A 20,646-nucleotide genomic window follows, 5' to 3' on the forward strand; every position below is an offset into this window, starting at 1 on the left:
ACAAAGACCATGTCACCACCGGTGCCATCCGGTGACCTGACCGGCAACAAGTCCGTGTGGTCACTCAGGTTGGTCAGAAACCTGGAAGCGACTGCGGCTAATTGTTTCACATGCCCATGCGTGTATTCGCGCAGGTGTGAGCCCAGTGTTGAGGGCGCATACACCCGATGGAACAATGATTTCATCCCACCATGCCGCAGCAGATCCATGTCATCGATGCTGTCGGCACCAGCAGCCATCCCAGCGACCAGCGACGTGATCTTCGTCCCTGGATTCGCACCCTTATCGGCCCCAGTATTAGCCACCGTGATCCACTCATCAGCTAAACGTTTCAGCCCCGCAGACTGCGCCAACCGCAACACGGGAGCAAGCCCAGCCGACGACACGAGATTCGGTTCATCAAACGAATAGGCAATACCAGCAGCACTGTGATTGAATAGCATCTCAGAGGTGCCTTTCTGATCCTAGAAATAGTGGCGTGAACAACTACTATTATTCCAGGTCAAAAGGCACTTCTTCAGTTAAACCGCCGAACTCACACCAAATTTATCGGTGGATCCAGGCTAAGGAGGGGCTACGCCCACTCCTCCACTGTGCTGGGCAGCGGATCGGACACAACCGCGGTCGGGTACAGCATTTCGCGCAGTCGTGCAGCCGACTTCTCGATGTCCCGTAGGCGCTTCGCCAGGTCCGCAGTGGCCGTCCGGTCCCCGCGCTCGATAGCAGCGGTGATGAGTCCGGGCACGCGCAGGGATGCGGCACGCAGTGCGTCGTACGCTTGATCGGCAGCGTGATAGATGGCGGTGTCAACGGGTGCGAGTTCTGTGGTGGGCATCGGGTGTTCTCCTCGGGTAGGGCACCGCCTGAGTCCCAGGCGGTGCCCTTGACCGTGAGCGCTATGCGGCCTCGCCCAACTCGTCCTCTTCCTCGACCAAACGGGGCCCCGGTGATGCCGTCTCCCAGGCGGACGTGTCGGGTAGGCGCTGGACGCGAGCCAGAGCGGCGCGGTCACCCTGAGCGGCGGCCATCAGGTCCGGGTCCTCGAACAAGGGGGTCGCTCGGACCTGCACGGTGCCGCCGGGCACATCCGGGCGGCCTGGCAACCAGACGAGCGCATGGAACGTCTGCATGGCGGCCAACCGCGCCGGGGTGGCCGCGTCCTTTTCCACGAGGTTGCGGGAGCGCTGTGTGGTCTTGGACGTGCTCGACCCGTCACGCAGCATCCCCTTAACAGCCCCGGAGTAGTTGTTGGACTTAGTGACCGAGATGCTCACGGACTGTTCCTGCACAAGTTCTCGCTTGCCCGCCAGCTCACTGTACGCACGCAGGGTCTCAGAGTCGGTCGTGGCGGCGAATAGGACGTGTCCGCCCGAGCAGGCGTTGCGGATGGAGGCCGCGCCCTCGCGCCCGTAGACGCCGATGAGGTCGGAGACCGACTGGGTGCAGAGCAGGAATTTCACGCGGGCGGAGCGGGCGAGGTTGGCCGCCCACGATTGCAGGTCGCGGTGCGGTGTGCAGTGCACCAGCTCATCCAGGACTACGAGGTGCTGCACGGGCAGCGCGCCCCCGTGGGCCGATGCCCGCCGTTGCAGCTCCTCGACGTACGCGCCCAGCAAAGCGTTCGTGAGAGGCCGATAGTCCGGCGTGGGGCAGATCAGATACAGGGTGTGCATCTCGGGCATGGTGTCCAGTCGCAGCGTAGTCTTGTCATCCCAGGACTGGCGGACGACGCTACCGGCGAGGATCAGGCCCTCGATGACCTGGGCGACCGAGCCGAGGATGCCTGCGCGCGTCTCCTCCGCTCGCGCCGCAGCGGCTGTCAGACCCAACGCCAACTGCGCCTGCTCCAGGGCGGCGCTCATCGTCACAGCCGCGTCCTCGCCCAGCTCAGCAGCGTCAGCGTAGTTGGCCTGCTCCGCTTCGAGGTCGTGCAGCAGACTGTCCCAGGCGTCCGGTCCATCGTCAGCACCGCTATTGTTGCCGCCGAGTTTCTTCACCTGCTTGATGAGGTCGAGCAGGCTGCTGCCGGGACGCGCGCGGAGATAGACGAGCAGCGCCGCGACAACAATGGTCGAGTGGGTGACGAAGAACGCCTGCTGACCACCCTGCTCGGCGCCCTTAACCGCGGTGAGCATCGCGTGAGAGGTACGCTGAGCGCGCGCCCATGTGACGCCCTCGGTGATCGGCGTCCACACGCGTACCTGATCTCGCAGCGCCGGTGACTTTGCCAGATCCGCAGCCGGGTCGAAAATGACGGGCGCCGTGGTAATCGCACGTGCCCCGATGGTGCCGCGTGCTAGGTCTGTCTTGGTGGTGGATACGAGCGCGGGGCCTCGATGGCGCACGATGGCCGGAGACAGTGCCGCGATGCTCTTGCCCGAGCCGGGCGCGCCCAGCACTTCGACAGGCGCATCGGTGTCGTCCATGACGAGGCGATCCGTCATCACCGGCTCACTGGCGACATCCACGAGGCAACCGAACACGATGCGGTCCTCGCGCGTCATCTGGCGCACGGCGATTTCACGCTGGCCGAGCATATCGCGCGATCCGCTCACCGTGTGCTGCGCCCGCTTAGCCTCGCGTGCTGCGATACGTCGCCGATGCGTCCACCACGCGATCACAACACCGATGCAGAGGAGGACAGTGCCAGTGAGGAGCCACAGAAGAAGATCAGTCCAACTCATCGAGCACCTCCTTGTCGGCGGTGCGCTTCGTTACGGCGGCATGGGCCTTGCTCGCTAGCAACGAGAGCCCGGCGAACACGACGCGTACGCCGCGACAGATGAGGCCGGCCATCTTCGCGCTGAGCTTGCGCGCCTTGCCGGGGTGCTTTACGGCGTAGATGACGCACTGGGCGACGATCACGATGCCTGCTAGACGCATCAGGGACCAGTCAATGGGAGCACCGAACCGGACGGCTGCGTACAGCTCGTCGCCCGCGGCGAAGACTGCGGCTGCGATCACGGCCCACCAGATGTAGCGCCAGGGCTTCTTCATCGTGCGTCACCTCCTGCTTTGTGCAGGTCGAGTGCGGCGCGCACCAGGTGGTCCCAGGTGAGCGTCTGCGTGGCGCGCAGGGCGTCGAGCTGTGTCCAGGTGTCTGGTGAAGCAGTCGCGACGATGGTCACCCGTCGCGAATCCAGTGGCGGGATGGCGGTCAGCTCGGGGCGAGTCTGCGCCAGCGTGTCCAGCGCATCACCCACCGAGAGGTGCAGACGTTGTGATGCTCGCGCGGCTGCGATCTGCGCAGCCCGTCGAGTCTGGGGATGGACGCTCAGGGTCCTAGTCGTGGAGATGATGATGACTCCTTCGGTTGGTCTTTCGTCATCTGCACCGTGCCGATGACTCCCCAGACCGTTAGAGCGCTGTATGACTACACAACCCCTCCTTAGTCACGCTTCGATTCAGGTCCCTCCTCTTTGCCCTCCACCAGTCAGATACGGCCCATTTCTCTCGTCTCCTGGCTCTCAGCCCCATTCCTCCTCTAGCCCCTCTTTTTCTCTACACACGCTGGCATCCGCCTGCGGCGGCTTGCACGGCCAGCGTTCGCGCACACGGTCCTCATACGTCCACACAACTCCTCGGCACGGTGCCAGGAGGGACGATTTGAGGAGGACGGCAGTGGCCGCATCAATTGCAACCATCAAGGCGGGCCAGGCGAAGGCCTTGGCCGACTACTACGCGAACAAGGCGTCGGAGAGAGTCGCTGACCTCGCGATGGACCCCGAACACGCGGACAAGTCCGCGGACGAGCTGATGATGCTCGCACGCATCCAAGTGGCCCGCGAGGAAGCTATGCACGATGGCAGAGACCCGGACAGAGCGGAGGTGAAGGAGCGTGCCGCTATCGCCTCGGATCGCGTCGCCGGGGCCACCGCCTACTACGCCGCGGACGACGCCGACCCGGACGGGCGACGTGTTTGGATTCGCGGCGACCGTGCCGGAGAAGCGATCACCGGGACGCAGTTGGAGGCGCTGTTCTTGGGCGCGGACGAGGCAGGGCAGAACCTAGGAGACCCAGCACCGCAGGAGATCAAGAAGGCCGCGAAGCTCGCCGGGTACACGGGCGAGATAACACCCAACGTTCTCGCCTCGATGCGTGCGGGACTGCACCCCGAGACCGGCGCAGAGCTAACCGGCGATGCTGCCGACTACGCCCGGCAGGTGTGGGCAGCACCGGAGCGGAACGAGAATGCCGTGACCGCTTTCGACACGACGCTGAGCGCTCCCAAGGGCGTCTCGCTGCTGGCCGCGTTCTGCGATGATCGGACCGCCGAGGCCGTCATCCGAGCGCATCAGGAGGCTGCCGCGCAAGCGTTGGACTGGGCGCAGGAAAACGGGGCGGTCGTGGCCCGGCGCGGTAAGGACGGCGTGGTCCATCAGGCGGCCGAGCTGACCGAAGCGGCGCAGATCACCGAGATGACATCTCGGGCAGGCGACCCTCAGCTCCACACCCACACCCTCGTCTCCGCCTACGTTGTCAGCAACGAGGACGGACGCCGCACCACCATGGACTCCCAGGCGTGGCATGGAGCGTCTGCCGCGATCAACGCGAGCTACCTGCGAGCCCTAGACGCGAACCTGCGCCAAGAGGTCGGCGTGGGCCTGGAGCTGGACGAGAAGGGACAGCGCACCGTGGTCCCCGGCATCGCCCCGCAACTCATCGAGCGCTACAGCTCACGCCGTAACGCGATCAACGAGACGATCACCGAGCGCACGCAGGAGAAGGAACGCCTGGAACAGGTCATGGGCAGTGCCCGCCACCTGTTCAAGGAGTCGCACCAGGCCCTCGAGGCAGGCGAGGCCCTCACCGACGCCGAGACGCGCCGCGCCGAGGTCTACGGGCAATGGCTGGATTCGGGGACCACTCCGCAAGCCGCTGCACTGGACACCCGCGTCTCGAAGGCGGAGGAGCCCGAGCACGTCGCACGCGAGCGCTGGGCAGCAGACCCGACCACCCCGGACGGGGCACGCCTGCTCGGCGGAGCACAGGCCGCCACACAGCAGGCACAGCACGCTCCTGTGGCCGAGTGGGGCGAGGTCGAGCAGGCCCGGTTCACCGCCGAACTGGCCGAGCACCTCACGAAGGATGCCGCAGCGTTCTCCACTAAGGAAGCGCACGCGGCCGCCCTTCATCTGGCCCCGACAGGTGTGAGTACATCCGAGATTGCCGAGACCGTGGACGACTACCTCACCCGTGGCGCGGTCCTGATGCAGGAGCGCGAGGAAGCCGAGCGGGTAGGCGACCGCTGGGCGGAGAAAACGCGGAGGTTCACGACTTCCGAGATCGTGCAGGAGCAGCAGCACATCGTGGCGACCGGGCAGCAGCTCGCGGACGACACCGTGCCCGCGATCAGAGAAACGAATCTGAGGGCCGCCGCCACGGTTGTGAACTCACATAGGGTCTCGGAGGACCAGGAACAGCTCGTGGGCGCGTATCTCACCGGGCAGCGACTCATCACCTGCGACGGCCCCGCCGGCGGCGGCAAGAGCCGCGTCGCGGAGACGATTGCGGAGCTGGCCCATGGGGCGGGGGCGCAGGTCACGGTCCTGTCCACGCAGACAGACACCGCCGCCGATCTTGCCGCTGAAATCGGCGCGGATCGCGCCATGAGTTTCCAGAAGGCGACGATGCGCGCCGCCGACGAAGACAACCCCCACCATTCCAAGGGAGTTTTCGAGTCGGGCTACTGGGGGCAGGGCCTCACCGCTGAGCAGGCCGACGACTATCACACGATCCGCATGCACCAGCGCGAAGCCAAGACCGACCGGCAGCGTGAGAAGGCAGAGCGCGAGATGGCGCGTTGGGTCGAGTCCCTGCCGACGAAGGCCGATGCAAAGCTCACCCAGCAGACCCGTTCTCACGTCGAGCAGATGGACAAGCTCGCCCGGTGGACAGACATCGGAGATCGCTCGGAGCTGCACCAATGGCGCACGCAACTCATCGCGGAGGCAGCCGAGCAGCCCGAAACCGTGGTCAAGATCGACCACGACAGGCCGCAGGTCATCATCGTGGACGAAGCCGCGATGACGAACAACCAGCACCTCGGGCGTCTACTGGACTATGCCCGCGAGCACCGCAACGTCCAACTCGTCATGGTGGGTGACACCGCGCAACTCGGCGGTATCGGACGTTCAGGCGCATACCGCGCCCTGCTGGACGAGGTGCAGCCCGTGCAGCTCGCTGAGACGCGCCGGGCACGGCAGGAATGGGAGCGCGAAGCCCAGCTCTCGATGCGCGGGCTCGACTACACCGACACCGCCGAGACCCACGATGCGGCCCGAGCACTGGTGGACACCTACCGGGCACAGGGGCGTGTGGGCCACATCGGTGACGAAGACGTGTCCCGCGCTATCGCAGACGGTCGTGCGGAAGCCTCCGACAAGCGCGCCGATATGGACCTCGCCGCAGAACAGGCAGCCGACTGGTACATGAGCCGCCGCGGCGACCAGGACACCCTCGTGCTCACCGCGACTCGCGCCCAGCAGGTGCAGGTGGCACAGCGCATCCAGGAACGGCGCATCGCGGACCCGGACGACAAGGCGATGCGAGCCGATGCGAAGACCGCGACGCTCGACCTGGGCGAGGGCCAGACCCAGCAGGCGCAGAAGGGTGAGCCGGTCATGGTGCGGCAGAACGACACCCGCCGTGGCCTACGCAACGGCATGACTGGCGAGGTAGTCGCCGTGAGTGCGCGTGGTGGCGTCACCGTGCAGATGACCGACGAGCGCGGACGAACGTTCAAGACGTCGATGACCCGGAAGGACCTTAACGAGGGAAAGCTCTCCCTCGCCTACAGCAGCACCAGCCACAAGGCGCAGGGGGCAACCGTGGACCGGGCACTGTACATCCATGACGCGAAGTCCCCGCATGTGGACCGGCACATGGTCTATCCGTCGGTCAGCCGTGGGCGTCAGGAGAACCGGATTCTCGTGGTCGGCGGAGCCGACGAGACCGAGGCAGCAGAGTCGTTGGCCACTGCAATGCACCGCAGCAACACCGCCGAGCCGGTCCGCGTGGTCTCTCAGCCGGTCTCCGATGCAGAGCGGGAATGGGTGGCCAAGCGCCACCCGAGCCTGCCACGCGAGCAGCAGGACGAGATGGCCCTGCGCATGCGTGAGCGTGACCAGCGCCATGCCCGTGACGATGCCCGAGACCGCCAGATCGCACAGCGTCGCCAGACGCAGCAGCTCGCCCAGGAGCGCGACCGCGTACAGTCACGCCGCCGCGGGCTCGGGCGCGGGCGCGCCGCCTGAGAAAGGGAGACCCCCGTGACGCTTGTAGAAGCGCTCAACACCCTTGGCCTGGCGCCCGCAGCGACCCCGGACGAGGTCAAACGCGCCTACCGCGCGCGCATCCAGGCGACTCACCCCGACCTCGCCACAGACGGCGACGACGCCGCGCGACGCGCCACCGAGGCCGTGCGCGTGAACGCCGCTCGTGACCTCCTACTCGCGGGCGGCACCGGCACACCCAGCCAGGCCAGCCCGCAGCCAGAGACGCCCCCGGCACCACCCCATTCGGAGCCCGCGCAGTGCTCACCCACGCCGGGACGGGACGAGCGCCGCACTACCGCGGCGACGCCCACGACCCCGGCAGCGCGATCAACCGAGCGCGTAGTACACCCACTCCGCTGGTTCCTCTCCATCGGCGGAGCGCTCATCGTCGCAGGCGCGGTCGCTCGCTTCCTACACGCCTGGGATGGCGCACTGGAACCCACAAAGTGGGGAGACGCTTCCCTAGCGATGGGGCCGCTGGCGATCCTGCTGCACGCGGCGGTCGGCCTGGTTGGGGTCTGGTTCCTGGGCAGACGCGCGGACCGGCCCGCCCGCGCCGTACTCGCCCTCGCAGTCATCCTCTACTCGTCGTTCTCAGAAGTAAGCCATCGCCTGAACTTCATCGAGGAGGCGATACTCCTCATCGTCCTCGTCGTCTGGCCGCTGTACCGCCTGGTGACCAGGTAGACCGGGCAAGAGAAGGGGGCCACGAACCCAGATTCGTGGCCCCCTTCTCACACCTTCACGTCGAGATCAGAATGAGGTTGGGAGCCGTACCGCTGGGCAACGAGGGCAGTGATGCCGCATCCACGCCGAACCCACTGATGCGCTCGTCTACGAAAAGCCCCGATGCATCATCCGGTTCCAGGACGGCAGCGCCCTGGGTCTCCGATTCGAGGAACGGGGCCACCATGAGCAGAGCGTTGAGCCCTCCCGGGATCGGCGTGTCCTTCTTCGCCGCAGCGAGCAGCTTCGCTTCTGTCTGCCGGTAGCGGTCGGCGTCGGTGGCCGCGAGCTGCGAGAGGTCAGGGCCAGCGGTGTAATCGCTCACAGCATCGCGCGCCCTGTCGATCACCGCCCGCGCGCTCTCCGTGGTGGGATGCTCGTCGGAGCCCTGGGGCGTGAGCGAGACATCGGAACCGGTGCGCGTGGCCCCGTAGTAGTACAGCGCCGCAGACCCGTCGTCTGCCACCCCGAGGATAGTTACCCGAGCGTCGTCGGCCATCGTGTTTCCTCCCTGGTTGAGAACGGTTTTCTATTGATCGTGTCATGACAGACTGCGCTGCGCTCTCGGGGTCGAGGTGTGGACACGCCCGAGGGTCGCTCTCACGGCCTCCGTCGAAAGGCCTCATCGGGAAGGGCTGCCGCCTTCGATGGGGTGTGGACCAGGATCTAGGATCGTGCGGGCCGTCTGTGCTGCTTGCGAGTGGGGCTCAGCACCAAAGTCATACAGTTCGGTCATGGGTATGTCGAGCACCGCAGCGATGGCGGCCACCGTGGAAAGTTTCGGGTTCGCGTGCGTACCCGCTCGCCTGGACGACGACTGCCCGGTCTCAATCAGCGCGTAATGCGCGCGGGTGAGGCCAGCGGTGTACGCAACCTGCTCTTGCGTCAGTCCGCGCGCTTCTCTGAGGCGCTTAATACTGCTTCCCAAGCGGCGCGCGTCGTCGGCCGTCCATGCAAGTGAGTCCACTCGCACCAGTCCAGTTTGATAGCGTGCTGTTGTCTGCATGCTGCAACGAACAATCGAAAGGACTGCGATGGCAAAGAACTACACGGCAGGGGTGGGCGCAGTGGCCGTGCTTGCGCTAGCGCTGGCAGGGTGCAGCGACGGCGGCGACGCAGGCGGTCCTGAGGTAGACCCAGCGCCTACCCAATCGGCAGCACCGTGGGAGCCCGCCGACAGCTCGATCTTGGTGCTCTCCGACATGTCCGCGTCGGTGTACGACGCGGAGGCAGGGGCGTACGCCGTAGAGAACCTGCCGTTGGCCGGCGATGGCGCTGGGGACGAGCTAGCGGATTTCGCGCCTGATTGGAGCTGGGCTGTCGGCTTCTCGGAGAACTCGGAGCGATCCCTGACGGTCTATCCGATCCTCGATCAGCTCGAAACTGACGGCGGTGTCGAGCCGTGGGACGTCGACATCGAGCCCATCGTCGGAGACCGGGATTTCGAGATGCGCGACGTGACCGCCTCCCCAAGCGAGCCCGACACCGTCTACCTCCAGGTGTATGGCAGTGCGTCCTCACCAGAGGAGTGCGAATCGTCAATCGTGCGGGTGAACGTCGCCACGCAGAAGGGGGAAATTGTTTCCACGGAAAACGGGGGCGGCACTCAGGGAGATGCGCCTGTCGATTGTCGAATGTCAACCAAACTCACCCCGGCGGGGCTTGAGCTCTTGAGCAGCGGCCATTCCTCTGATTACGAGGAGGAGGCCCTCCAGGCATACGGGTTCGCGGAGGTGGAAGGCCTGAACGGAGGCAAGCAGGTTGTCCGCGCTTCGGACGGTATCCGCTACGAGGCCGACGAGGGCGACCGCTTCTATCTGATTACGGACACAGGCGAGGAGGAGCGTCTCGACATGCCCGCTCCGACTGGCGTAACCAGCGACAGCGGCCTGGTGCTGCTTCCGTACGTCGGCTATCAGCAGGGGTAGGGGCGCGCAGGCACTCATTGCGGGACATCGAAGGCCGCCGGGGAGGCTCTCCCCGGCGGCCTTCGACGTCGAGTCACATCGGCTCCGCCCGCCCTCAAACGATCAACTGCCGAGAGATCCGGCGCAACCTCGCTCATTCCCCTTCGAGTGAAAACGGTTGTCATCTGATCGCATCACACCAGCGAACGGGGCTGCCGCGGGAGCGCTTCGCTGGCTCCCTTGCCCTCGAAGAGGACGAGTCGCCACAGTGCGGGCTAGGTGACTGCTTGCTGCCCGCACTACATGAGCGGAGACAGGGCGAGCGAGGAGGGTCTGGATGGCCGGGGAGTCGGGAGTCATGCGTTCCCCGTGCCGGTCGGAATCCAGATCGACGACCAAACGGGGACTCTAGGCCAAATCACCCAAAGTCGTTACCGATTCGTTACCCGCGAACACCGTTCCGACCTGCTTCTCATCTAGTCATTTAAGAGTCGACACTTGGAGGGTCCGACATCGGATCGCATGGCGCGGTCTCCGCTGGCGACGCGCCCTGGCGTTCGGGCGGATGCAGACCACCAGTGTCGTGTGCCCGAGATGTGGAAGCGTCGAGTCAAGAAATCGGACGAAGAGCTCCGTGCCTTCATCGCCGAGGAGAATGAGCCTCAGTTCATCCGCGACGCCGTCGAGGCCGAGCGAGCCGTCTACGACGTCCTTCGTGTACTCCGGGATCTGCACCATCCGGGGGTCGGCGCACAGCGCGTCAGCGGATACTGAACCGTGAACGTCACGCATACTTCAGGATGAGTAGAAGAGTGTCGATCGAGGCAGAGGCTCGATCCAGAGCTGAAGGGAATTGACTTTGCGTCTCTCCAAAATCGCCATCTCCAATCACAGTCGGATCCAGGATCTTGGCCTCGACATCCGTCGGCACGCAGTCATCGTGGGCGCGAACGACGTCGGCAAGTCTTCGATCCTGCGGATGCTGAACCTGCTTCTAGGAACGAGCACCGCCGGCGTCTACCAAGCGCTGACTCCTGGCGACCTGAGGGACACTGAGCAACAGCTCGTCGTCAACGCCATGTGGACGGAATTCACGGACGAGAACCGTCGATGCTTCCCCTCCGAGATCAGCATCGCTGAGGACCTCACGAGTGAGTACCTCTGGGTGCAGATGGCGGTGGAGGCGGACCCCGAGGACGAAGAGTCCGTGACGATTCGTCGATGGTTTCCCGAGAGCGGCCACGAACGAGCGCCCAGCCGAGAGCAACTCGAGGCCTTTGGTTGGCGCTATCTGAAGGCGACCCGAGGAGCCTCGATGATGGAAGGTTCACGCAGCCCCGTCCGGACTCTCCTGGCAGCCGCGGACCTCGGCACCAACGAGGACAGCTTGAAGACGATCCTCGACCAGTTCAATGAAGAACTGGCGGGCAACGAATCCGTTGGAGAGCTCTTGGGCCGTGTCGCTGGTCATCTGAGCCGCGCGATGCCACGCGTCGTCGAGAAGGATGACTTCTCGGTCAGAAGCGTCACGGACCCATCTAGCGACGTGCTCCAGGACGTGTCGATCTTCCTCAACCGCGATGACGGACAGGTCTCCCTGACGGAGCAGTCGGACGGTGTGCGGCAGCTCATGTCGATGACGCTCTTCGACCTGGCGGAGGGAACAGCCAACGTCCTCGCGATCGATGAGCCGGAGATCCACCTTCATCCCACCAGCCAGAGGACGGCAGCGGACCTCTTGAGCGGTGAAGGGAACCAGAAGATCATCGTCACGCACTCGCCATACGTGCTCCACCGGTTCGAGCCTTCGGAGGTCATCGCGGTGGATCGACACGGAAAGTGTTGGCAGATCAGCGACACGAAGCTCTCGAAGGTCGAGAAAGTGCGAGCCCATTGGTGGTCGCCGCGTCTCTTAGAAGCGCTGACCGCTAGGTTCGTTGTCCTGGTCGAGGGCAACGCCGACCGGATCATCGTCGAGGCGGTGGCCAAGGAACTCGGCATCGATCTCGACCGGCTCGGCGCGGTCGTCGTGGAGCTCGACGGGGCCGACAAGTTCACGAACGTCTTCCCGCTGCTGGGGCCCGACGGCTTCGGCCCGACTCTGCTCGGCCTGGTGGACGAGAAGGAGAGCGGCAAGTGGATCGGCGCGTTCAAGGGCAAGCCTAAGCACATCATCGACAAGAAGATCTTCATATCCGACGCTGATCTCGAGGACGAGTACACACGAGCGCTCGGCGGCCCCTCCGCGGCGAAAGCGCTCATCGATGGTGGATTCTGCCGTGAACAAGGAATCCTGATGTCGGCTGAGTGTGACTCTGTCGATGCGATCACTCCTGAAGCGGTAGCCGTATTTTGCCGAGACAAGGGAAAGGTCGAGGCGGCAACCTGCATCGCTGACGTTCTGAATGCGGAGACTGCCGAGGAAATCGGAAGCGTGGCACGCCTCCTGCGTGTGCTGGACGACTTGAGCCAGCAGTGACGGCGTTCGAGCTCAGTGCGGAGCAACTTGCGGCCGCCACCTCCGCGAATGACCACCTGCTCATCATCGCCCCGCCCGGCTGCGGCAAGACCGAGGTTCTGGCACATCGGGCTGCTCACCAGCTCCAGCTTCTCGAGCCGAACCAGCGCGTGCTCGCCCTGACATTCACCAAGCGTGCCCGCGCGAACATGGAGGAGCGCCTGCGTTCAGTACTCGGGAACGCGCGGACTCGACGTCAGGTCGTCGTCCGCAACCTCCACGGCTTCGCTACACAGGTCATCCTTGCTCACGGCAGAACCATCGGCCTGACAATGGAGACGCTCGAGCTGCCGAAGACGCGCACGATGCGGCGCGCGATGGAAGCCGCGGGAGGCGGCGAGGAGATGTACGCCGCGGAGAAAGTCTTGGCCGAAGTCAAGCGCGGCCCGCTCTCGGATGCTGAGGTGCTGGAAGCACTACAAAGGCGGGACCGGGGCCAAGCTGTGGTGCTCGCCGAGAAGGTTGAGCGGTCGCGCCAATCGGCGAACCAGCTGCACTATGAGGACCTCCTCCGCCATGCGCAGCGTCTGCTTCGCATCCCAGCTGTCGCCCGTCTCTACCAGGCGCACTTCGGCGCGGTGCTCGTCGACGAGTTCCAGGACCTCTCATCGCAACAACTCGACCTGGCCATGCTGAGCTGCACGAACAGGCGGACCTTCGCTGGGGACCCCCTCCAGGGCATCTTCTCGTGGGCTGGAGCAGCACCCACCGAGGTCGAGGCTGAGCTTCGGCGCACCTGTGGCGAGCCGATCAGACTCCATGAGTCCTACCGCTCCTCGCCGAAGGTCCTCGAAACAGTCAACTCCATCAGCGAGCTCGTAGATCCTGGGTCCGCGTTGGTCGCCGCACGGCCAGACGAATGGCCCGACGGAGGTTGCTCTGGGGCCCTCGTGTTCCAGGACCGTGACGCAGAGGCCGACACACTGCTTCGTCTGGTCGGGTCCATCTTGGAGAAAGCGCCCGAGGCATCTGTCGGCATCATCATTCGGAGCAAGTGGCGAAACTCTGCGATCCATGGCGTGTTCGATCGCGAGATGCCGTATCCGGTCCGCCGTTGGGACCTTGCGGTTCACGATCCCGAGGTCGTGGCGCTCATCAAGGCCACTGTGGCGAGGCTGCCGCGCGGAGCCACGCTGGCTGAGGCGCGGCTCGCCGTTCTGGACTCCGTGGATCCAGCAGACGTCGACGCACGCGAGTTGATCGACGACGCGTTCGACGCACTTGGCCGGCGCGATGCGGGCACGGCCAGGGCGGCAGTGAAGGCGATCAGGACCGCCGATCCCAAAGCAGCAGTAGGCCCTGGCGTCCACCTGCTCAACGCGCACACCGGCAAGGGCCAGCAGTTCGACTGGGTTTTCGTCGTCGGACTTGAAGCTGGTCACCTGCCTGACAAGAGGAGCAGCGAGGGCGACTCTCTCCTTGAAGAGCAGCGAGTGCTGCTGGTCATGCTCTCGCGCGCCCGACACGGGTTGGTCGTGACCAGGTCGCGGATGAATGAGGGGCGCTACGGACCCTATGCCGCGAACCAGAGCCGCTGGTGGTCAGACATCCAGACACGGTGCACCTCGGCGGAAGAGATCGAAGCCCATCTCCTCATGCTCGAAGCTCCGACGCACCACGTAATCACTTAAGTGACTACGCCCGGCGGGCCGATGAAGTACAGGTGATGCCCGCCCGCCGCGGCGACCGCGAGCGCGCGGATCGCGTCCTCCTGGCCGATCACATCCCGCAGATCGGGAGGCGCCTGCCCCGCCGTGGACGCCTCGGCCTGCGACGGCGCGGTCCGCTGCGGCGGCGCATCCTCCTCGGCCTCCGACAGGAGGTCCGGGTCGGCTCCGTAGTGCAGCGCGAGCGACCGCAGTGTCGCGATGGGCACCACCTCGATGCCCGTCACGAGCTCCGCCTCGGCACGGCATTCGGCCGGGACCAGCACCCTCTCGAATCCGGCGTTCCGCGCCGCGAGCACCGCCGGCAGCACGCCGCGCACGGAGCGCACCGCGCCGTTGAGGGCGAGCTCGCCGATGTGCGCGCTGCCCTCCGGGCCGCCGCCGTGGATGAGCCCGGTCGCGGCGAGGATCGACGCGGCGATCGCGAGGTCGAACCCCGAGCCGTGCTTGCGCAGCGAGGCGGGCGACATGTTCGTCGTCACCCGCCTCGCCGGCAGCGCGTGCCCCGTGGAGTTCAGCGCGGCGCGGATGCGGTCCACCGCCTCGCCGAGCGAGGCGTCCGGGAGCCCGATGAGCACGAACCGCGGCAGCCCCTCCGCCACGTGGGTCTCGACCTCGACGGGGTGCCCGCCGAGCCCCTCGAGCGCGATCGCCCACGCCCGGCACGTGCGGGCCGTCACTGCAGCCCGATCGCTTGCAGGTGCGAGAAGTCGACGAGCCCGTCCGGCCGGATGAGGATGGCGATGACGTCGAGCTGCAGGCGGCCCCGCGCATCGGGATGGCCGCGCCGCCACGCCCCCGCCACGCGCCGCATCCGCTGGAGCTTCTCGTCGGTGATCGCGTCGAGGGGATGCCCCGCCAGCACCGAGCTGCGCGTCTTCACCTCGACGCAGACGAGCGCTCCGTCCCGAGCCGCGACGAGATCGATCTCGCCCCATCGGCAATGCCAGTTCCGGTCGAGGATCTCGTAGCCGGATGCCTCCAGGTACTCCGCCGCGAGATCCTCGCCGCGACGGCCGAGTTCGACGTGATTGCGCATCTCCGCTCCTTCCGGACCGGCCGGATGCCGGGCCCCGGCGACCAGGGTGCCGGAGTGCCGGCCGGCGCGCGGGCCGGGAGGGCGGCGCTGTGCAGGGGCGCGCATCCACCGGCCGGATGCACGCCGCCAGGCGTGTCCCGAGGCGGAGAACGGCGCCGCGATCCACTACCGTCGATACGGCGCCCGCCCACCGCGGCGCCTTCACCGCAGGAACGGAGCCCTCATGACCACCGTCGCCGAACGCATCGCCACCGTGCTCGCAGCGCATGCCGAAGAGGTGTTCGGCCTCATGGGCAACGGCAACGCCTACCTCATCGACGCGATGTACCGACTCACCGACCTGCGATTCACCCCGGTGCGGCACGAGGCGGCGACCGTCGCGTCGGCCGACGCGTACCACCGCACCACGCGCCGGCTCGCCGTGGCCACCGCCACGTACGGCGCGGGATTCACGAACGCGGTCACGAGCCTCGCCGAGGCCGCGATGTCGCGCACCCCGCTCGTGCTCGTGGTCGGCGACGCGCCGACCACCGGCCCCCGCCCCTGGGACATCGATCAGGTCGTCGTGGCCGAGGCCTGCGGCGCGCCCACCGTCGTGGTGACCGCCGACTCCCCCGGCCGCGACACCGCCTCCGCCGTCGAGCTCGCATGGCGGCGGCGTGGACCGGTCGTGCTCGCCATCCCCTACGATCTCCCCGCCGCGCGGACCCCGGAGCCGGAGGGCGGGTTCCCGATCTCGAGGCCGGCCCCACCCGCCCCCGACCGGGAGCAGGTCGAGACTGCGGCAGCGCTGCTGCGGGAGGCCCGGCGCCCGGTCATCCTCGCCGGGCGCGGCGCGCTCGAGGCGCGCGAGACCCTCGCCGACCTGGCCGATCGGCTCGGCGCCATCACGGTCGCCACGGCCCCGGCCCGCGGCATGTTCGCCGGCCGACCGCTCGACGCGGGCGTCTGCGGCGGCTTCTCCTCCGAGCGCACCGCCGCCTACCTCGGTCGCGCCGACGTCGTGCTCGCGGTCGGCGCCGGCCTCAACCAGTTCACGATGGGCTTCGGACGGCTCTTCCCGCCCGAGGCCGCCATCATCCAGGTGGACCTGCTCGACGCCCCCACCCATCCGCAGGTCACCCGCTTCCTGCGCGCGGACGCCGCGCTCGCGGCCGACGCGATCCTCGCCTCGATGCGCGCCGCGCAGGGCTCAGCGCCCGCCACGACCTGGTCCGGGCTCGACCCGCAGGAGGTGGCGGGGGCGCAGTCCGACCGCGAACGGGGCTCGGAGCTCGCGGCCGACGGCCTGCTCGACCCGCGGGCCCTCGCCCGCGTCCTCGACGAATCCCTGCCCGAGCAGCGGCTCATCGTCTCGGACGGCGGGCACTTCATCGGCTGGGCCAACACCTATTTCGACGTGCCGGGGCCGGACTCCATCACCCTGGTCGGCACGCAGTTCCAATCGATCGGGCTCGGGTTCTCCTCCGCGCCCGGCGCGGCGCTCGCGGCGAACGAGCGCGGCGCGATGCTCGCCGTCGTGACGGGCGACGGCGGCGGGCTCATGGCGCTCGCGGACCTCGACTCGACGGTTCGTGCGGCCGACCGCGCCACGATCGTCGTCTTCAACGACGCGGCGTACACCGCCGAGGTCACCCAGTACGGCGCGCTGGGGCTCGACGAGCGGCCCATGCGCATCGAGCAGAACGACTTCGCGCGCTTCGGCGAGGCGGTGGGAGCGCACGGCGTCGTCGTGCGCTCCCACGCGGATCTCGAGGAGTGGGCGGAGTGGGCCCGGAGCGGGGAGCCCGGGGCCTGGCTGCTCGACTGCCGGATCTCCGGATCGATCATCGCGCCGTATCAGCTCGAGATCATGGCCAATCTGCAGCGCCAGGCCGCCGGCCGCTAGCCGCGCCGCGCCTCCGCATCGCGCAGGATGAACTCTGCGCCCCGCTCGCCGATCATCACCGAGGGCGCGTTCGTGTTGCCGCTCGTCACGGAGGGCATGACGGAGGCGTCGATCACGCGCACGCCCGGCAGGCCGTGCACCTCGAGCGTGCGCGGGTCGACCACCGCGAGCTCGTCGGCGCCCATCCGGCAGGTCCCGACCTGGTGGTGGTAGGTCACGCAGTTCTGCCGCGCGTACTCGGCGATCTCCTCGTCCGTCTGCACGTCCTCGCCCGGGTACACCTCGACGGCGCCCCATTCCTCGGCGAGCGGCGCCTGCCGCACGATCTCGCGGCACTCCTTCACGGAGGCGACGAGGCTCTCGATGTCCTCGTCGGTGCTCAGCGTCTGCGGGTCCAGCAGCGCCCTGTCGTGCGGGTCGGCCGACGCGAGGCGGAACGTGCCGCGCGAGGTCGGGCGGACGAGCCCCGCGTGGAGCGTGAACATGTTCGGCCCCGGCTCCTGCGTCTCGCTCACCATCGGCACCGAGAAGTAGATCGGCTGCGTGTCCGGCACGTCGCTGCCCTCCCGGAAGGTGGTGAAGTGGTGCATCTGCGACACCGGCTCGTTGACCTGCCGCTCGGGGAGGTCGCGCGCCGTGGTCTGCGCGATGACGGGCGCCAGGACGTGGTCGTGCAGGTTCTCGCCCACGCCCGGCAGCTCGTGCCGCACCTCGATGCCCAGCTCCTCGAGGTGCTCGCGCGGCCCCACCCCGCTCAGCAGCAGGATGCGCGGCGAGTCGAGCGCGCCGGCCGAGAGGATGACCTCGTCGGCCATGAGCCGCTCGACGCCGCCGCCGACCTCCGCCTCGACGCCGATCACGCGGCCGCCCTCGATGAGGAGGCTCGTGACCCATACGCCGGTCCGCAGCTCGAGGCGCTCGTCGCCGAGCACGGGCTCGACATAGGCGCGGTAGGAGCTGAACCGCTCGCCGTCGCGCACGGTGAGCTGCTCCCAGCCGACGCCCTCGATGCGCTCGCCGTTGTAGTCCGGGTTCGCCGGCACCCCGGCGGCGACCGCCGCCTCGTGCATCGATTCGAAGACGGGGTTGTGGGCGTAGCCGTCGACGGAGACGTCGAGCAGGCCGTCGCGGCCGCGCAGCTCGTCATCGCCGACCTCGGTGCGCTCGATGCGCTTGAACACCGGCGCCACCTCCGCCCAGCTCCATCCCTCGGCGCCCTCGCGCTCCCAGCGGTCGTAGTCGCCGTGCGCTCCCCGCACCCAGATGCTGGCGTTGAGCGAGTGCGAGCCGCCGAGGACCCGCCCGCGCGGCCAGTGCAGCCGCCGCCCGGCGGCCCCCTCCTGCGGGGTGGTGTAGTAGGCCCAGTCGTCCTTGCTGTGCCAGAGCTCGCCGAGACGGCCGATGTCCTGGATGGCCGGGTTCACGTCCGACCCTCCCGCCTCGAGCAGAGTGACCCGGTGGCCCGCGTCCAGCAGGCGACGAGTGACGACGGATCCGGCCGAACCCGCTCCCACGACGATGTAGTGCGACATATGCTCTCCTTCATGCTGCGCCCGCCCCCGTTGGCGACGCGTGCATCCGAGTCTATGAACTGCCGCCGCGCGGACCAGGGGCGCGGCCCGCAGGGCGCGCGAATCGGCCAGTGCTGTTCACGCACAGACAACTGCGGCGAGGAACGCATCCCCGCCGCGCCGCCGAACCCGTCCCGGCTCAGTCGTCGATCGAGAGCTCCTTGGGCAGCTCGAAATCGTGCGCGTTGAGCTCCTCGACGTTGACGTCCTTGAACGTGAGCACGCGCACCTGCTTCACGAAGCGGTCGGAGCGGTAGATGTCCCAGACCCACACGTCGCGCATCGTCAGCTCGAAGTAGAAGTCGTTCGCCGCATCGCGGCGCTCGAGCTTGACATCGTTCGCGAGGTAGAACCGGCGCTCGGTCTCCACCACGTACTTGAACTGCGACGAGACGTCCCGGTACTCCTGGAACAGCGAGAGTTCGAGCCCGCGCTCGTAGTCGTCGAAGGCTTCGTTATCCATAGCGCTCCAGTCTAGGCCTCCGCACCGCCGGTTGGCGACCCGCGTTCGCTCAGGCTCAGGCGAGGATCTTCGCCAGCCAGCTGCGCCGGTGCTCCCGCGACGGGCCGTGCGCGACGATCGCGGCGCGGTGCGCCGGCGATCCGTACCCCTTGTTCGAGCCCCACCCGTACACGCCCAGGGCCTCGTCGCCGGCCTCGAGCTCGAGCATGCGGGTGTCCCGCGCCACCTTGGCGATGACGCTCGCCGCCGCGACCGTCGCGCAGTCGCGGTCGGCCTTGGGCCGCACCGTCACCGAGAGCGGCGATTCGAGCCCCGGCGTGAGCCAGTCGTGCGAGCCGTCGAGCAGGATCGCCGACTCGCCCACCGGCACCCCCTCCCGCCACAGCGCCTCGAGCGCCCTGATCGCGGCGGTGGCCAGGCACGCGCCGATGCCGAACTCGTCGATCTCGGCGGCGCTCGACCACCCGACCGCACTGGCCCGGGCCCACTCGGCGCTCGCCGGCGCCAGCAGGTTCCGCCGCTTCTCGCTCAGCAGCTTCGAGTCCCGCAGCCCCTCGGGGAAGGGATGCTCGAGCTCGGCGGCGCGCACAGCGCACACGCCGACCGCGACCGGGCCGGCGAGCGCCCCGCGCCCGACCTCGTCGATGCCGATCACCGTGCCGGCATCGGCGAGGAGCGCCCGCTCGACGTCGAGCGTGGGATCCGCGACGGCCACCGCTAGCCCTCGGGCTCGCGTCCGGGCACGTCGGCGAACACCTCGGGGTAGTTGCCGAGGAACTGCAGGCGGTCGAAGGGCCAGTTGATGAGGAACGCCCGGCCGACGAGGTTCTCGTACGGCACGAATCCGCCCGTCGGCGCATCCTGATGCGCGCGGGAGTCCTGCGAGTTGTAGCGGTTGTCGCCCATCACCCACAGCGCGTCGTCCGGCACCACGACGTCGAACTCGGTGCCGGAGGCCGCCGAGTTGCCCGAGAGCTGCAGGTACGGCTCCTGCACAGCGACCTCGTTGATGACCAGCTGGCCGTAGGCGTTGCAGCAGACCACGTGGTCGCCCGGCAGCCCGATCACGCGCTTGATGAGGTGGTTGTTCGTCTCCTCGGGCTTGAGCCCGACCGTCTCGAGGAAGCCGTCGACGATCGCCTGCACCGGCGGCTTGTCGACCGCGGGGGTCTGCGGCAGCCACCCGCCCGGATCCTCGAACACGACCACGTCGCCGCGGTTCACCTCGACGAGCCCCGGCACGAGCAGGTTCACGAGCACGCGGTCCTCCTCGATGAGCGTGTCGTGCATCGACGCGGACGGGATGTAGAAGGGCCGCAGGAGAAAGGTCTTCACGACCATCGAGATCACGAGGGCGAGCACGGCGATCACGACGATGTCGCGCAGGAAGAGCCCGAAGGAGCTGCGGGGGACGGCCTCGCCCTCCGCGTTCACGGCGAGGCCCTCCCGGACACGATGACGCGCGCCGTGCGAGTGGCGGATGACCGTGACGATCAGCGCATCGTCATCCGGGTATTCGGCGTCTGACAACCGGGCTCCTCAAAAGATGGGTACCGCACGAGTCTAGAGCGAAGAAAAAGCCGACCCCC

Annotated in this window: 19 protein-coding genes and 1 pseudogene; 7 read left to right on the forward strand and 13 right to left on the reverse strand. The window is 67.4% G+C overall.

Features of this window, described 5'->3' with window-relative positions:
• From FM112_RS13085 to FM112_RS16935, 5 genes and pseudogenes are all read right to left on the reverse strand, one after another.
• A pseudogene (locus FM112_RS13085) lies at nucleotides 1-443 on the reverse strand (IS1380 family transposase); the annotation flags it as partial.
• Nucleotides 444-574: 131 nt separating this feature from the next.
• Nucleotides 575-835 (reverse strand): hypothetical protein, encoded by a 261-nt coding sequence (locus tag FM112_RS13090; RefSeq protein ID WP_087008312.1) that lies wholly within the window; start codon nucleotides 833-835, stop codon nucleotides 575-577.
• 61 nt (nucleotides 836-896) lie between these two features.
• Nucleotides 897-2,684 carry a type IV secretory system conjugative DNA transfer family protein gene (locus FM112_RS13095; RefSeq protein ID WP_087008314.1) on the reverse strand — a complete coding sequence of 596 codons (1,788 nt, stop codon included), beginning with the start codon at nucleotides 2,682-2,684 and terminating at the stop codon, nucleotides 897-899.
• Nucleotides 2,671-2,997: a hypothetical protein gene (locus FM112_RS13100; RefSeq protein WP_087008316.1), complete on the reverse strand. Its 327-nt coding sequence runs from the start codon at nucleotides 2,995-2,997 to the stop codon at nucleotides 2,671-2,673. The genes FM112_RS13095 and FM112_RS13100 overlap by 14 nt, the downstream gene beginning before the upstream one ends.
• The gene (locus tag FM112_RS16935) at nucleotides 2,994-3,203 is read right to left on the reverse strand and encodes a hypothetical protein (RefSeq protein ID WP_140400689.1); all 210 of its coding nucleotides are present in this window, start codon (nucleotides 3,201-3,203) and stop codon (nucleotides 2,994-2,996) included. The genes FM112_RS13100 and FM112_RS16935 overlap by 4 nt, the downstream gene beginning before the upstream one ends.
• Before the next feature lie 418 nt (nucleotides 3,204-3,621).
• On the opposite strand from FM112_RS16935, the gene mobF reads away from it, so the two are divergent.
• The gene (gene mobF, locus FM112_RS13105) at nucleotides 3,622-7,257 is read left to right on the forward strand and encodes a MobF family relaxase (RefSeq protein WP_176386828.1); all 3,636 of its coding nucleotides are present in this window, start codon (nucleotides 3,622-3,624) and stop codon (nucleotides 7,255-7,257) included.
• Between the two features lie 15 nt (nucleotides 7,258-7,272).
• Nucleotides 7,273-7,965: a J domain-containing protein gene (locus tag FM112_RS16940; protein WP_140400690.1), complete on the forward strand. Its 693-nt coding sequence runs from the start codon at nucleotides 7,273-7,275 to the stop codon at nucleotides 7,963-7,965.
• Between the two features lie 55 nt (nucleotides 7,966-8,020).
• Here FM112_RS16940 and FM112_RS13115 read toward each other — a convergent pair whose 3' ends face one another.
• Nucleotides 8,021-8,503 carry a hypothetical protein gene (locus FM112_RS13115; RefSeq protein WP_087008323.1) on the reverse strand — a complete coding sequence of 161 codons (483 nt, stop codon included), beginning with the start codon at nucleotides 8,501-8,503 and terminating at the stop codon, nucleotides 8,021-8,023.
• Nucleotides 8,504-8,626: 123 nt separating this feature from the next.
• Complete coding sequence (locus tag FM112_RS17715) at nucleotides 8,627-9,010, reverse strand: helix-turn-helix transcriptional regulator (RefSeq protein WP_087008325.1); 384 nt, start codon at nucleotides 9,008-9,010, stop codon at nucleotides 8,627-8,629.
• A 28-nt stretch (nucleotides 9,011-9,038) separates the two neighbouring features.
• Here FM112_RS17715 and FM112_RS13125 point away from each other — a divergent pair, with 28 nt between their 5' ends.
• The 4 genes from FM112_RS13125 to FM112_RS13140 all read left to right on the forward strand — a co-directional run bounded on the left by FM112_RS13125 (nucleotide 9,039) and on the right by FM112_RS13140 (nucleotide 14,060).
• Complete coding sequence (locus tag FM112_RS13125) at nucleotides 9,039-9,932, forward strand: hypothetical protein (RefSeq protein ID WP_140400691.1); 894 nt, start codon at nucleotides 9,039-9,041, stop codon at nucleotides 9,930-9,932.
• A gap of 573 nt (nucleotides 9,933-10,505) precedes the next feature.
• Nucleotides 10,506-10,685, forward strand: coding sequence for a hypothetical protein (locus tag FM112_RS13130; protein ID WP_087008329.1), 180 nt, complete (start codon nucleotides 10,506-10,508; stop codon nucleotides 10,683-10,685).
• 166 nt (nucleotides 10,686-10,851) lie between these two features.
• Complete coding sequence (locus FM112_RS13135) at nucleotides 10,852-12,390, forward strand: ATP-dependent endonuclease (protein WP_217874570.1); 1,539 nt, start codon at nucleotides 10,852-10,854, stop codon at nucleotides 12,388-12,390.
• A complete protein-coding gene (locus FM112_RS13140; protein ID WP_087008332.1) occupies nucleotides 12,387-14,060 on the forward strand; it encodes a UvrD-helicase domain-containing protein in 1,674 nt (557 codons plus the stop codon). Before FM112_RS13135 ends, FM112_RS13140 begins: the two co-directional genes overlap by 4 nt.
• On the opposite strand, the gene FM112_RS13145 is transcribed toward FM112_RS13140, so the two are convergent.
• Together FM112_RS13145 and FM112_RS13150 are read right to left on the reverse strand one after the other, a co-directional pair.
• The gene (locus tag FM112_RS13145; RefSeq protein ID WP_176386829.1) at nucleotides 14,057-14,776 is read right to left on the reverse strand and encodes a magnesium chelatase domain-containing protein; all 720 of its coding nucleotides are present in this window, start codon (nucleotides 14,774-14,776) and stop codon (nucleotides 14,057-14,059) included. The genes FM112_RS13140 and FM112_RS13145 overlap by 4 nt on opposite strands.
• The gene (locus FM112_RS13150) at nucleotides 14,773-15,135 is read right to left on the reverse strand and encodes a YraN family protein (RefSeq protein ID WP_087008337.1); all 363 of its coding nucleotides are present in this window, start codon (nucleotides 15,133-15,135) and stop codon (nucleotides 14,773-14,775) included. The genes FM112_RS13145 and FM112_RS13150 overlap by 4 nt, the downstream gene beginning before the upstream one ends.
• Before the next feature lie 223 nt (nucleotides 15,136-15,358).
• Here FM112_RS13150 and FM112_RS13155 point away from each other — a divergent pair, with 223 nt between their 5' ends.
• Nucleotides 15,359-17,023, forward strand: coding sequence for a thiamine pyrophosphate-binding protein (locus tag FM112_RS13155; RefSeq protein WP_087008339.1), 1,665 nt, complete (start codon nucleotides 15,359-15,361; stop codon nucleotides 17,021-17,023).
• On the opposite strand, the gene FM112_RS13160 is transcribed toward FM112_RS13155, so the two are convergent.
• The 4 genes from FM112_RS13160 to lepB all read right to left on the reverse strand — a co-directional run bounded on the left by FM112_RS13160 (nucleotide 17,020) and on the right by lepB (nucleotide 20,587).
• Nucleotides 17,020-18,555, reverse strand: coding sequence for a GMC family oxidoreductase (locus FM112_RS13160; RefSeq protein WP_087008341.1), 1,536 nt, complete (start codon nucleotides 18,553-18,555; stop codon nucleotides 17,020-17,022). The two genes, FM112_RS13155 and FM112_RS13160, sit on opposite strands and share 4 nt — an antisense overlap.
• 178 nt (nucleotides 18,556-18,733) lie before the next feature.
• Nucleotides 18,734-19,057 carry a DUF2469 family protein gene (locus FM112_RS13165; RefSeq protein WP_087008343.1) on the reverse strand — a complete coding sequence of 108 codons (324 nt, stop codon included), beginning with the start codon at nucleotides 19,055-19,057 and terminating at the stop codon, nucleotides 18,734-18,736.
• A 55-nt stretch (nucleotides 19,058-19,112) separates the two neighbouring features.
• Nucleotides 19,113-19,772 (reverse strand): ribonuclease HII, encoded by a 660-nt coding sequence (locus FM112_RS13170; RefSeq protein WP_087008345.1) that lies wholly within the window; start codon nucleotides 19,770-19,772, stop codon nucleotides 19,113-19,115.
• 2 nt (nucleotides 19,773-19,774) lie between these two features.
• Entirely contained in the window at nucleotides 19,775-20,587 is an 813-nt protein-coding gene (gene lepB / locus FM112_RS13175; RefSeq protein ID WP_254910500.1) for a signal peptidase I, read from the reverse strand.
• Nucleotides 20,588-20,646 lie beyond the last annotated feature (59 nt).

The sequence above is a fragment of the Gulosibacter sp. 10 genome (assembly GCF_900163695.1).
Lineage (GTDB): Bacteria > Actinomycetota > Actinomycetes > Actinomycetales > Microbacteriaceae > Gulosibacter.